Origin of the sequence: Sphingobacterium sp. 2149 (genome assembly GCF_031455655.1) — a bacterium.
Classification (GTDB): domain Bacteria; phylum Bacteroidota; class Bacteroidia; order Sphingobacteriales; family Sphingobacteriaceae; genus Sphingobacterium.
This window is the reverse complement of the sequence record NZ_JAVDTD010000006.1, coordinates 209919-222287: the sequence shown is the minus strand read 5'-3', so window position 1 is coordinate 222287 and position 12369 is coordinate 209919. Positions and strand designations below refer to the sequence as shown.

Below are 12369 nucleotides of genomic sequence, written 5' to 3'. Positions count from 1 at the left end.
GTAAATGATGAAAAGATTTCTTAACATATTGTGGCTAGGGGTAGTTGTTTTCTTCTTGTCCGCCTGTCAAAAATATTTAGAGGTACAGTCAAACTATGGTTTGGCTGTACCCAATAGCTTGGACGACTTACAAAAGCTATTGGATGATAGCCAGATCATGAATCTGAAGTTTCCTTCTTTTGGGGAAGCTTCGGCAGATAATTATTACCTGAGCCAATCCGCATATGATGCATTGCTTGACTATGGCCAGCAGACTTATATCTGGCAGAATGATCATATGAATTTCGGAAATGACTGGTCCTCCTCTTACAACACTGTTTACAATAGCAATCTTGTGTTGGACCGTATAAAAAAGATCAATCGAGATGAAATTAATGCTAATCAATATGATGCCATTTATGCTTCTGCTAAATTTTATCGGGCGAGCCAATATCTGGCTTTATTATGGACCTATTCAAAAGCCTATACCCAAGAATCAAAAACAGATATGGGTATTGTGCTGCGGAACAGTTCGGATTTTCATGAGCAATCTTATCGGTCATCCATAGCGGAGTGCTACGAAAAAGTAATCACAGACCTGAAAGAATGTAGCCATATGCTTCCTGAGAAAACCAGTCATGTCATGCGTCCCAATAAGTATGCGGCTTATGCTACATTGGCTCGTGCTTACCTATCGATGCAAGTCTATGATTCGGCCCATTATTATGTTGATTTAGCCCTAAAATACAATGCTGAACTGCTCGATTTTAATAATTTATCGGAAGTAAAGATAACAGCGTCCTACCCATTTACGATTTTTAATAAGGAAACATTGTTTTATGCTGAATTATTAGTAAGTATCAATTTGACAAGTTCGCGCGCATTGACCGATACGCTCCTGTATCGTTCTTATGACAGTAATGATTTACGCAGGTCAGCATACTTCAAAGTAGCAGCCGATGGAACGGCTACTTTCAAAGGCAGTTACGCAGGATCTTCTAAGATGTTTTCGGGAATAGCAACGGACGAGCTGTATCTTATGCGTGCGGAATGCAATGTGAGAATGGGAAATGTAGAGGCAGGAATGGCAGACCTAAACTATCTACTCGCGTACCGGTATAAAGTGGGCACATTTATTCCTTATGTGATAAAAGACAAAACAGAAGCACTGGCTTTAATCCTAAAAGAGCGAAGAAAGGAATTGCTGTATAGGGGGCTGAGATGGATGGACCTAAAGCGGTTGAATGCGGAGGGAAGGGAGATCTCAATAACAAGAAAACTAAATGGGCAATTGATAACTTTACAGCCAAACTCCAACGCTTATGCACTTCCTCTTCCTGAAGATATTGTTAGATTGACTGGAATGCAGCAAAATCCGAAATAAAGGAAATGTAATTACAAATAGGGGAGGGGCAGTCCGATCGGACTACCCCTTCCTTTCATTTATCCCCTATTGATTGGAGTAAATGTAGTTGAGCTGCTGCCACCGGTTCTAGAAGGGATATAGTTTCCTCCAGAAGTTGCGGTAGCGCCAAGCTGAATCTTTGCTGGATTCAGCTGATCTGAAGCATTCAGATCAGATTCATCTACTACCTGAGAGCAAGCCATAACGTTTGCACTGTTACAGTCCTCATCATTTGGCGTGGTATTCCAACGCGAGGCATCTTTAACCTGATCCTCATCTTGAGGATCACCATGGAAGTAAATAGTCACAGGATCTAATTTTTTTCCTGCATAAGCTTCAGCACCTTTAAATGCTGAGAATCCGATAATCATGGCTCCTCCTAATATCATGTAGCCATAATTGTTTAAAAATTTGGTTATCATAACGCTACCCTCCTTTCTGTACTGCAAGCCGGTAATTGATTAGTAAAAGTACCCGCCTGCAAACTTTTGGTAAATAATTGTCGGTACGGACCTCTGTACCGATCGTATGTGGATGCCAGCAAGCCTTTTGCATGGCTGCTGGCAGTATTGGGCTGCCAATAATCGTAAATGCTATCAGGCGTATTCCGCCAGCTATCATTTGTCTGCTTGACGTTTGTGTTTCCATATATAATGGCTCCCATTGCCAGAAAACCTATGAGGAACAATGCTATGTTTATTTTGCCCGCCAGTTCCCGTTCACCAGACCTGACGATAGTACGATGCAATAGCCATCCGGCTATCGAAAGACCAAGAATGACGAGATTGACAAAAAGATGCTTTATCCAGGAAATGTTGCTCAGAAAGCTGGTACACATGCAAGGTTTCTTGTCATATACATTCAATACCCCCAGACCGATATACATACTAAAAACCAGAATCAATATGGCCGAAACTTTCCAACCCCAAGCGCTCAACCTTGTTGATAATATCCCCAGCAATACGCCAATACCGATTTCCACTAGCGGAAGCAGCCAAAAGAGTATCGGTGCCAGATGACTGATCACCGGTTGCTGCTCAAGAGCGATCTTGAATGCACCGAGCTGCCAGAACTTCTCCATCCCCACATAGACCCAAAAAAGTATCATTGCTGCCCGGATGACCTTATATACGATGTTGCCAGTTTTATTCGCTTCCATAACTTTAATTATTTATATCAGGGCATTTTTTATTTCCTATCGCTGTTTTTACTATTTTTCGTCGATTTAAAAACAGGGTGCCATACCTGTACCTTCATTGGATATAGCGGCCTGTTTGAGCGTCAGCTTCTACTTTCTCGTATGCTGTAAAACAAAGGTAGTACGGAAAATAGGCTGGCGTAGGTGTACTGAAATGCCTATTTCTACCGGTTGAGCGGCTTCTATTTATTCTAAATGAATTGTGGGGTGTAACGAATATGTATTTTGCGGTAGAAAGCTGGAGAGAGAATTCTTGGTGAAACAGTCGGTTTTCGCTTCATCAGGACTGTTTTTGATGGGTAGAATGAACACGTTTAGGAGGTGTAGCGGTGGCATACCCCCTGTTTTTTTAACTTTTGTGTTTTATTTATTTAAGTCAGGAAACTGTCTATTCAGTTCGTCAAGCATTGTATTCAACACTTTGCGAATACGGAGCGCTGAATGAAACTCGGCGCTTTTGTCCATACGGATCAGGCTATGCGCAGAAAGTAAGGTGCCTTCACGTGTTTTGACGAGCCTGGAAAATACTTCGGCAACTTCTTTTTTCTCTGACGACCACATAATGTTCGCTTTAACCGATATATGCATCCAAAGTTTGAGCTCTTTGCCATTGAAATTGCTTTGAATAAATTGTTGGGGATAATCCTGCCCTGTTGCTGATGGAGAATTTTTTTCATCCTCCATATACGCACGCATCAACTTCAGCAGGCTTCTACGGTTGCTATCATACGCAAAGTCTGGGATACAGGAGAAATGTTTTGGGAAGCGTAACAGGGCATCCATAAAGGATGGGTCTGAATTGTACAATTCTTTCCAGCGGTTGAAGAAGCCCATGTGGTTAAAATTGAAGTTGACCATCAGAATCAAAAAGCGGTAATGCCAGTTTTTACTCTGGCGCTCGTCTTCAGCCAATTGGTAAAGTGATTCGATCATTTTGCGTAGGTAGTCCTGATGTCGGTATTGAATATAGGGAATCTTGCCATTTTCAAATAGGCTGTCCATACCCGAAAGGATCTCGGTGAGATAGGCATTCGGTATGTTTTTCTCAGCCAATCTATCCAGGATATAGGGCATATGTTCGTATACATAGTCATGCAGCCTCAGATAATAATGCTCCGGCAGCGGCGTACAGGGATCAAGCTCTTTTTTAAAGAGCTGTTCGATACGCTCAAGTAATTCTTCTAGGGCAAATAGCGCTGCAGAACGCACAATTTGACGCGCGTTACAGAAGCTATACAATAAAGCGTGTAGCCGCAACAATTGCGTATGGTAGATTTGGATAGCCGGACGTACATTATTTACCTGAATAATCTCCCGATGGGCTTGTAGTGCCAATGCAAAATTAGTATTGCAGGCCTCGGTGATCTCACCCAAATGGTTTGGAATAGCTTTGTTATCAAGATAATCCAAGGCTTCGATAAGCATGGTCAGCTTGTGTAAACTTACGATCATCTGTACCTCCTTTTGATATTTTTATGGTACCATGGCCAGCCAAATCTCCCGGGATGCAGCTGGAGATTGAGCTTCCCGCCTTCTTTTGCTTTTTCATACAGTTTAGGATGCACATCCATTGGCAGCTGATACTGCCGTTCTGCATAGGCAAAAGAAAGCAGTAGCTCATGAATATCACAGCACACGGGACATTTTTGGATAACAATGGCAGGTATGCGGACAACTTTTGCATTTGGGATGTTTTGGCAATTCGCCATGATCAGCAGCATACGGATATACCAGGTAGATGCAATGATCATAATGGGAAATTGAATTCCATAAAGTTTGAAAAGATTTGTCTTTTTCCAGAAAAACAGATGGGCCATCGCGCAGATGATAAAGGCTGTCGGCACCCCTTTTTTTACAGCGGTCCAAAAAGGCTGCGAACTGATCAATAGCTGATAAGGGAGACGGTCATATAAAACAATGCTACTAACCTGAATACAAACAAAAAGGATAAAGAAGAGCTGCATGACGCGTTGATGGCCTCGGATTTCCAAGAATGGGATAAGCAATACCAGGATACCTATACTATATACACGCTGATCATGTGTTCGTGCCCAGAAAATCCCATATAGTGTAACTAGAACAGCAATGGTAATAAATACATAATTTCGGCTAAGTGGCAGTTCTTTTTTATTTATCGTCCTCATGATCTATCGTTTAATAATCAGTGAAGTTTTACACTTTAAATTTACCCATAACGGCACAAAATGTTAGTGAATATCCGCTTCATTTCAACGAAGGCCAATTTTTTACAATAAGGGCCGGTTTCCTGACAACGAAAGAGCAATTTCAGACATCAAAGGAGTAAATTTCCATCCGGAAGGGTAATTATTTGATCCATAAAACGATGTCAAAGCATGGATTGAAGTTAGTTGGATGCCGTTTTAATAAATAATTGGCTAAATTTATATACAAAAATTTCTTCGATAGGGGAGTTTTTCACGGAAGTTCTCCAGCACTAGGCAGTCATGTAATGCCGGATAAACGTAAGAGGTGAAAGCTATAGAGGAAGAAAGTATAAATCTGATAAGGATGTGAATTTTAATAGCGTTTTTAAAATGACGTTTGTACATGAAAAGTTTTAGCAAGAATGGATATCAGGATAATAGGAAATTGACTGTGCAGTATCCCGATGGGATCTGGCAATTGATTGCATCTTTCATTTTTGGAGGGTTCTGTTGGTATCTGGGCTATCGCGGCGCCTTGGCGGACTGGCTTTTAGACTGGCCTGTCGCCTATAGCTATCTATTTTTTGTATTGATGGTAGCGATTATTTTCTTTTATATACGATTGGCTATCGTGATATTGGACAAAAAGCACAACTGGCTGGTTAACCCGGAAAAACGCGCCGGTATGCAATTATTGTTTTGCTGCATACTTCCGACATTTTTATTGTTCTGGATTATTGGCCCTGATCCACAGGCGAAGGAGGAATGGTTGGTGTTTCCTTTAATGGTCATATTTAGTGGCATATTGGTCCTGAATATGTGCTATACAGTTTATTTCTACGTCGCTGTTTACCACAGGCAAAGAATATTGATTGTAGAACAGAAAGAAACTATCCTGGAGCAGGAATCCAAAACAAGAGAGCTCCAGGAGCAGATCGAGCTGCTTTCTCCGGGCATCGAAGAGCTAAAAGAGATGCTGGAAACAGCCGGGGAGGATAGGGAGGTGGATTTCCTGGATGAAATAGACTTAACCCTGTGCAGGTCCATGGATCTGGAGCAGGAGGTATTCCTGCTCAATAATAAAATCTTGTCCCAAAAGATACGCTATAAGGATATGGGGATCTTTACGTATAAAAATGGTATGATCAGCCTTTATTTAAGAAGTGCGATGGACGAAAATCTGACTTGTGGCGAGCAGCGCAGCTTAAAGGAGGTGGTTAATATCACGAAGGGATTTGTACAGAAGATTGACCGGGATAAAGCCATACCCTTGGATATGATCCAAGCTTGCCACCAACTGAAACGGGGCCGGTTGCGTATCGTGCTTAAAATACCTTTTGAGGGACGGTACCATTTTGAGGTGTCCGACAAGATTGCAAAGCATATCAGGGAATGGGTCATGTTGCAGGTGCCAATAGAAAAAGAGCAATAAAATAGAATAGGTAAACTTTAATAGATAGATTATGGAAAAAGTAAGGGACAATACCTGGAAATGCCGTGCTACTGGTAAAGTTGGATTTCCTTCTTTAATTGAGGCGCGATGGGCAATGCTTCATTTTAAGTTCAGATCTCGGTTGAGGAACAAACTGGATGGTAAACGTATCAAACACAGGATGGGTAAAAACGCCTGCAAAAGGGCTTATTATTGTAAGTTCTGTAAAGGTTACCATATGACCACCTGGGAAAAGGGTCACTTTAATGATTATAAGGCCAAAGCCGAATCTTGGGAGATACCAAAAGTATTAGGAAATTGGAATTTTTCGATAGAATAATCCCGTCTTCTATTTTATGTGATATATTAAAGAAGGCCATAGCCAAACACTTCTGTAGAAGCCATTAGGATGGCTATTAGAAACCGAAGTGTCAAAGATGGCCTTATCTTCCATTCAGACAGAGGTGTACAAGTATGCCTGTGATGAATTTAGGAAGGTAATTGCAGAAAATAAAATACGTCAAAGTATGAGTAGGAAAGCGAATTGCTGGGACAATGTAATGGCTGAAAGCTTTTTTTAAGACTTTAAAAGCAGAAATGGTCTGTCATCCTTATGGTTTTATGTTCCATTCTATTGGTTTCAATCTATCCGCTACCGTTGTCAAAGTTTTCAGTATGTCCTTTTCGGGTGGAAGTTCGCCAAAAACCAATTCGCTGAAACTCCCTGTGTAAGCGTCTTTGATTTTATTCCAAGTATCTTCCGTATCAGAAAAAATAATTGCTGTCTTTGGATGATTGGCTAACCACTCATTGTTGTTTTTGAAATTTGCGATGTCATCATTTGCTACTCGCAAAAGCATTGTTTCAAAGTCGTCCGATTGAAAGAAAGATTTTAGATTTTCATTTTTCAACATCAAATGAATGTCGTAAGTATGTCTGATTTTGTTTCGTAAATCAGTAATGGGTTCTTTTGTTTGAGAAAAACGCACCAAGCTCATAATTTTCTCACAGAACGTTCTTTTTGGGTTCAATACCAACACTTCAAACGCATTCATTCCGTATTCGTCAATGAGTGATTGCTGATTGTTTTTCAACATCATTTCATAAATGAACGAACTTACATTTGCTGTTGTGTACGGCTCAAAATTCCCTAACCAAGTAGATTCAACAATGACAATATCACGCACTTGTCCAAAATGTCCTGTGAAAGTTCGTGGGTAATTATGTGCTGTTTTGCGTATCATTCCAACTTTGTTGGTAATTCCGTCAATGTCCATTTCGGGAAGTACACCTGAAACGCATTTGGAAATCTTTTTGATTTTTGTTTTCAGTTGGTTTCTCGTTTCGGTTTCATTTCTCAACACGACCAAATCAATATCTTCCGAAAACCGTTGTATCAATTCAAAGCATTTTGATAATGCTGTACCTCCTTTAAAAACGGTGTCTTTGCCTATATCATTTTTGAAAATATGGAATAAAGCGAATGTCACCCAATAATCCTTTTCTATATAAATTTCTTTTATGCCTAATTGCTGTGATGTGGCAATAATGGCATCTTGGAACAGCTCCTTATTTTCTTGTAATTTCATTTTATATTCCAATTTTCTGCGGTTGCTAATTGTCTTTCGCTAATTCCGTATTCATATTCAGAAAGCGGGTTTAAACTTGTTTTTAATGTAGTTAAATCGCTTTCAGTGTTGATGTTTTCCAATAAAGCACCGAGAAAACTCCGTACTCGTGGCGGATAAGCCAAACCGCACTTTATCAAAAGTTTTGTTTCTGTGGAATTGAGTTCTTTCAGTTTTGTTAAAAGTATTTTGATTGCAGAACTTTTATCCAAGTCAGGAATTTTTTTGAAATCCTTTAATGAATCCAATAACTCCAACAAGTAAAAATTTTGATCGGTTACGTCCACATAACTTTTTACCGGACTTGCTTTTACGTTACCGTTTGAAACGGTAATCCGTTTATCCCGACTTGCAATTTTTATACTCTTTGGAACTTGTGTTGTTAAACCCAAACGGTTGTATAGCGAAGTTCCTGTGATGTAGGCAATACGTTTGCCTTTTTCAAAAAGGTAATGTTTTAAAATTTCTTCTTCGTTAGGTTTTAATTCGCCAAAAACAGTTTTCTTAGGCTTGTAAAACACACCTGTTGAAACTCTTTTGATAACACCTTTGGCAATCAGTCGTTCAATGGCTTTGGCTGTCGCAGAAAACTCCTGTGGCTCAATATCCAATTGCTCGTATTTGAACGTAGTTCCGTCGGCCAACTTACTGATTTGTTTCTGTATTTTTTGTGTAACACCCATTACTCTGCAAAGGTAGTGAATATTATTCTTTTGTCAAGTAAATGGAATAGAATACTTGACATTTATAAAAATATATTATCTGTTAATCAATTATTTGTAAAATATTTATTTGCTTATTTTTTTATTCTGTTTCAGAAATTATCTTGAAAATTACTTTTTTCTGTCTATCGCTTGGTCTACTCTGCTGTTTAAAATTACACCAAAACAACCATATTATCCTCAATGACTAATGTGTTTATAATACCATTAATTTTACATCTTTATCATAAAATATGGATTTCATCATGAACGAGCAAAAAGATATTAAAATTACTAGGTATGGACAGCTTTTTGGTGGAATTGCAACTTAAAATAGGAGACTTTTTTATGCTGCCACTTTTTCTCTTTTTCATCAATATCTCTTATCTGCTTAGGGATTTTATACCATAGGCAGAATGTGTTCTTTTGGTATTGTAAAATCCCTCAATATATCCTAAGATCTCCAATTTAGATGAATGTTGGTCCACGAATTTTCTATGATAGACCATTTCTGTCTTTAATGTCTTGAAAAAACTTTCAGCCACTACTTTGTCCCAGCAATTCGCTCTCCTGCTCATGCTTTGAAGTATCTTGTTTTCTACAATTACTTTCCTGAACTCATCGCTGGCATATTGGACGCCCCTATCCGAATGGAAGACAAGTCCATGCTTGACACCTCGGTCTTTGTACTTTAAACTATTATTTTTTCAGCTGCACTTTCAGCGGCTTTGATCGCAAATCAATCGAAATGTTTTCTTCATTAATAAATAAATCGGAGTACCCAAGGCTACCGCCGCTTTTCTGAACCTTAACCTTGATTGTTACATCATCATAACCTTTAATTTTTAATATGCTTTCAGCATATTGGTTATTCGCAGCCTTTAGGTTCACAAACAATCGCAGTTTTTTATCCTGTCCATCATTTGTAATTTCCATGTTCTTTGAAAGATCGAGGTTTGGGTTATTTTGCAGGATTTTTTCGCCTGAACTCGTAACGTAATAAAGATCCAGATCAGCAAGTGTTAGTTTTGAATTTAGGACATTCACGCCATTTTCATCTACTAAAGTTAACTGTACTTCACTATAGACGTTTGTATTTAACGCTTCTGTTTTCTTGCAGGCAATAATGGCAAGAAGACTTGCAAATATTAATAATAACTTTTTCATATTGATATTATTTGTAAATAGAATAGACCATATCGCGTTTATATTGATAGTTTCCGTTTCCTGAATCTGCACTTGCATAACCAAACCAACCATTATTCTGACCGCCCCATCCCCAGTTCATGTGAAACCACAAATATCCGCCTCCTCCAATTGTAGAACCATCCGGCAAAGTTTCGGGACAGTTTATATACTCGTGAACTCCATCTGCCACCCAACAATGACCACCGGAGTATGAATTTCCAGCCTTTGAACTATAGCCTGTTAATATTACTGGTCTATTCGCTTTTATTTCACTCTCAACTATTAAATAGTTAAAGCTTGTGGCAGTATAGCTAAGTATAAATAAACTTTTCTAATAATTTTGTTTGATGGTTAATGACATAAATATAAAAATTAAAAATTGTTACTCATTAAATAAAGAAAGTTATCTTCGCTCTTAAGATTAATAAAAATCAAATCAGATCCGTTGTTATCTATTTTTTTTAATCTGCAAACAGGATAAGGTTAAACACTTATATCATCTAATGTTTCCAAGTGAATCCAGGAAGAATTGCTGACCAATAAATTTTAATTTTCCCTTCTCATAGCTTGCCAGCTGATAAGTTAATGGTGTGCCAATGTTTTTAAAATGCAAATTCCGGAGTAAATTGTCTCGTCATATGATTGGAATTATTTAGTTTTGAATATAGCTAGGTAGGGGAGATTACAAAACAATAATACCGAATAGTAGTTTTATTGTTCGACGCGATTATTCGCTATACCTCTTAACAGGTTTCGAAGAGTGATTTTTTCGGTATTCTTTATAATTTCCATGTTTTTCATATTCCAAGGTTCCTTCCTCACAGTAACCGCTGAGATAAACAGAGAATTTATTGCTTTGGTCTTTGTTGGCATTCAGCTGTTGGATGATATCAGAAACACGACGGGGTATCTCAAAGAAGTTGGAATTATAAACAAGGTCATCCAGTTCTTTAGTTAGTTCGATACGGCGTTTTGACTCTGGTGGGATATTGTAGAGCGGCGTTAAATCAATCTCTTTTTTGAATATCTTATGTGGTTGGATTTTCAGCGCACGGCAGATCAGAATAAAGTTGTTCAAGGAAGAGCCTTTTCCTCTTTCAATAGCTGCTACCGTATTGGTAGTCAATCCGGTCATATTCGCCACATCTTTCAGGGTATAGTATATTTTTTCCCGTTGAATGCGCAATTCCTCACCGATTTCCACCAGTATATTCTCGTTAATATCTGCCATAGTACAAATGGAAGACTTATTTGCGCATAATTTGAATAATAATATTTGTATTTTATTTGCGCAAATAAATATTCTTATGTATATTTGTTTCAACGAAAGCCGATAAACTAAATGTGAACTGTGAACCATACCAATAATTGTGGACTCATAGTGCAAAACTATTATTGTACGATTAAAATGCAAATAATGAGAAAATTAAGTATTAAAAATATAGTAAAGTCACCGGAATAAAACTCATTACTATTTTGTAGATTTGTATCTAGTATCCTATGTTGATAACCCCTATTATTGACGTGTGCTGCCATTCAAAGCATAGGATTAAGAAAAATAAAATTATTTGAATCGTTGAAATAGACTCAGTATTGAGTTTATTCAAAAGTTGTGTTTGCGCAAAAATAAGGTAATTATTTTGCGTTGAGGATGTTCTTTGACTTGTTGGTATTGGAAAGGGAAATAAAATATTGACCGATCGGAAATTTTGTCGATCGGTTTGAATAGGATAGGAGGCATCTTGTGATTCCGTAGGGTGAGCGCAATGGCGACTCACTAAATACCTTTTTTAAGAAAATTTTGGGTTACATTCTACACTATGTTCTTGATTATTATTACTATACTAGGAGTAGGGGATGTTAATGATATTGAAATGAAGGGGTATACACAACGGTCGGTTTTTTATTTCTTTCCGAGAGGATGTTAATGATCATAAATTGTGGGGTATACACAACGTTCAGTTTAATTTCCCTCTTGATATGCGATGTTAATGATCTTAATTGTGGGTATACACAACGCTCCCAGAATGAATTAATTATGACAAATGGATGTTGATGATTTAGAGTGTAGGGTCTATGCAACGGGCGCTTTTCGGACTTTTCTTAATCCTTGAAGTTGATGATCTCAAAAAGCAGGGTATACACAACTGAGTCTTGTTTGTGAAACGTGAGAAATTTGATGTTGATTATATGCAATTAGCGTATGGGCTGCTACCGTAATTAATTCCTTTGCGTAGTACTTGAAAAGTAAGAAAATTTTCAAAATTATATATTGAGGCATCTTGTTATGCCGTAGGGTGAGCGCAATAGTGACTCACTAAATGCCCTTTTTAAGAAAATGTTGGGTTACATCCTGTGCTATGTTCTTGATTATTATTACTATAATATGTGGTAGGATGTTAACGATCTCAAAAGGTAGGTTATATACAACGGTACATTAATAATCCGATTGATAACATAGGATGTTAACGATCTCAAAATGCAGGGTTTACACAACATCTTATTTGCCCATTTATCATAGATCGCAGATGTTGACGATTTAAAAAATATAGGGTATGGACAATCACCATAAATTTAGGCAAACTTTTCGTTGAGGATGTTAATGATCTAAAATAAAGGGTATATACAACTGGACCGCGTAACGACATTATCTTCCATTCAATACAAATAAGT

13 protein-coding genes are annotated in these 12369 nt (G+C 38.1%); 3 read left to right on the top strand and 10 right to left on the bottom strand.

Features of this window, described 5'->3' with window-relative positions; translation table 11 throughout:
- The first annotated feature begins 7 nt into the window (after positions 1–7).
- On the top strand, positions 8–1363 hold the full coding sequence (locus J2X77_RS10795; RefSeq protein WP_209577909.1) for a RagB/SusD family nutrient uptake outer membrane protein: 1356 nt from the start codon (positions 8–10) through the stop codon (positions 1361–1363).
- A 59-nt stretch (positions 1364–1422) separates the two neighbouring features.
- Here J2X77_RS10795 and J2X77_RS10790 read toward each other — a convergent pair whose 3' ends face one another.
- From J2X77_RS10790 to J2X77_RS10775, 4 genes are all read right to left on the bottom strand, one after another.
- Positions 1423–1773: a hypothetical protein gene (locus J2X77_RS10790; RefSeq protein ID WP_157698389.1), complete on the bottom strand. Its 351-nt coding sequence runs from the start codon at positions 1771–1773 to the stop codon at positions 1423–1425.
- A 29-nt stretch (positions 1774–1802) separates the two neighbouring features.
- Positions 1803–2543, bottom strand: a complete 741-nt coding sequence (locus J2X77_RS10785) for a MauE/DoxX family redox-associated membrane protein (RefSeq protein ID WP_209577911.1) — start codon at positions 2541–2543, stop codon at positions 1803–1805.
- 402 nt (positions 2544–2945) lie between these two features.
- Positions 2946–4034: a hypothetical protein gene (locus J2X77_RS10780; RefSeq protein ID WP_310080712.1), complete on the bottom strand. Its 1089-nt coding sequence runs from the start codon at positions 4032–4034 to the stop codon at positions 2946–2948.
- Positions 4031–4726: a hypothetical protein gene (locus J2X77_RS10775; RefSeq protein WP_310080711.1), complete on the bottom strand. Its 696-nt coding sequence runs from the start codon at positions 4724–4726 to the stop codon at positions 4031–4033. The genes J2X77_RS10780 and J2X77_RS10775 overlap by 4 nt, the downstream gene beginning before the upstream one ends.
- A gap of 424 nt (positions 4727–5150) precedes the next feature.
- On the opposite strand from J2X77_RS10775, the gene J2X77_RS10770 reads away from it, so the two are divergent.
- Complete coding sequence (locus tag J2X77_RS10770) at positions 5151–6179, top strand: hypothetical protein (protein WP_310080708.1); 1029 nt, start codon at positions 5151–5153, stop codon at positions 6177–6179.
- Positions 6180–6210: 31 nt separating this feature from the next.
- Positions 6211–6519, top strand: coding sequence for a hypothetical protein (locus J2X77_RS10765; RefSeq protein WP_293884641.1), 309 nt, complete (start codon positions 6211–6213; stop codon positions 6517–6519).
- Between the two features lie 271 nt (positions 6520–6790).
- Here the strand turns inward: J2X77_RS10765 and J2X77_RS10755 are convergent, their stop codons facing one another.
- The 6 genes from J2X77_RS10755 to J2X77_RS10735 all read right to left on the bottom strand — a co-directional run bounded on the left by J2X77_RS10755 (position 6791) and on the right by J2X77_RS10735 (position 10927).
- Complete coding sequence (locus tag J2X77_RS10755) at positions 6791–7768, bottom strand: nucleotidyl transferase AbiEii/AbiGii toxin family protein (protein ID WP_209577916.1); 978 nt, start codon at positions 7766–7768, stop codon at positions 6791–6793.
- On the bottom strand, positions 7765–8490 hold the full coding sequence (locus tag J2X77_RS10750; RefSeq protein ID WP_310080704.1) for a DUF6088 family protein: 726 nt from the start codon (positions 8488–8490) through the stop codon (positions 7765–7767). The genes J2X77_RS10755 and J2X77_RS10750 overlap by 4 nt, the downstream gene beginning before the upstream one ends.
- A gap of 401 nt (positions 8491–8891) precedes the next feature.
- On the bottom strand, positions 8892–9098 hold the full coding sequence (locus tag J2X77_RS23740; protein WP_409050311.1) for an IS3 family transposase: 207 nt from the start codon (positions 9096–9098) through the stop codon (positions 8892–8894).
- A gap of 109 nt (positions 9099–9207) precedes the next feature.
- The gene (locus tag J2X77_RS10745) at positions 9208–9675 is read right to left on the bottom strand and encodes a hypothetical protein (RefSeq protein WP_209577918.1); all 468 of its coding nucleotides are present in this window, start codon (positions 9673–9675) and stop codon (positions 9208–9210) included.
- Positions 9676–9682: 7 nt separating this feature from the next.
- Positions 9683–9979, bottom strand: a complete 297-nt coding sequence (locus tag J2X77_RS10740) for a C10 family peptidase (RefSeq protein ID WP_310080773.1) — start codon at positions 9977–9979, stop codon at positions 9683–9685.
- Positions 9980–10423: 444 nt separating this feature from the next.
- On the bottom strand, positions 10424–10927 hold the full coding sequence (locus J2X77_RS10735; RefSeq protein ID WP_209577919.1) for a helix-turn-helix domain-containing protein: 504 nt from the start codon (positions 10925–10927) through the stop codon (positions 10424–10426).
- Positions 10928–12369 lie beyond the last annotated feature (1442 nt).

Coding starts and splice junctions, on each gene's coding strand:
- J2X77_RS10795 (WP_209577909.1), top strand. CDS start 8: ATGAAAAGATTTCTTAACATATTGTGGCTAGGGGTAGTTGTTTTCTTC.
- J2X77_RS10790 (WP_157698389.1), bottom strand. CDS start 1,773: ATGATATTAGGAGGAGCCATGATTATCGGATTCTCAGCATTTAAAGGT.
- J2X77_RS10785 (WP_209577911.1), bottom strand. CDS start 2,543: ATGGAAGCGAATAAAACTGGCAACATCGTATATAAGGTCATCCGGGCA.
- J2X77_RS10780 (WP_310080712.1), bottom strand. CDS start 4,034: ATGATCGTAAGTTTACACAAGCTGACCATGCTTATCGAAGCCTTGGAT.
- J2X77_RS10775 (WP_310080711.1), bottom strand. CDS start 4,726: ATGAGGACGATAAATAAAAAAGAACTGCCACTTAGCCGAAATTATGTA.
- J2X77_RS10770 (WP_310080708.1), top strand. CDS start 5,151: ATGAAAAGTTTTAGCAAGAATGGATATCAGGATAATAGGAAATTGACT.
- J2X77_RS10765 (WP_293884641.1), top strand. CDS start 6,211: ATGGAAAAAGTAAGGGACAATACCTGGAAATGCCGTGCTACTGGTAAA.
- J2X77_RS10755 (WP_209577916.1), bottom strand. CDS start 7,768: ATGAAATTACAAGAAAATAAGGAGCTGTTCCAAGATGCCATTATTGCC.
- J2X77_RS10750 (WP_310080704.1), bottom strand. CDS start 8,490: ATGGGTGTTACACAAAAAATACAGAAACAAATCAGTAAGTTGGCCGAC.
- J2X77_RS10745 (WP_209577918.1), bottom strand. CDS start 9,675: ATGAAAAAGTTATTATTAATATTTGCAAGTCTTCTTGCCATTATTGCC.
- J2X77_RS10735 (WP_209577919.1), bottom strand. CDS start 10,927: ATGGCAGATATTAACGAGAATATACTGGTGGAAATCGGTGAGGAATTG.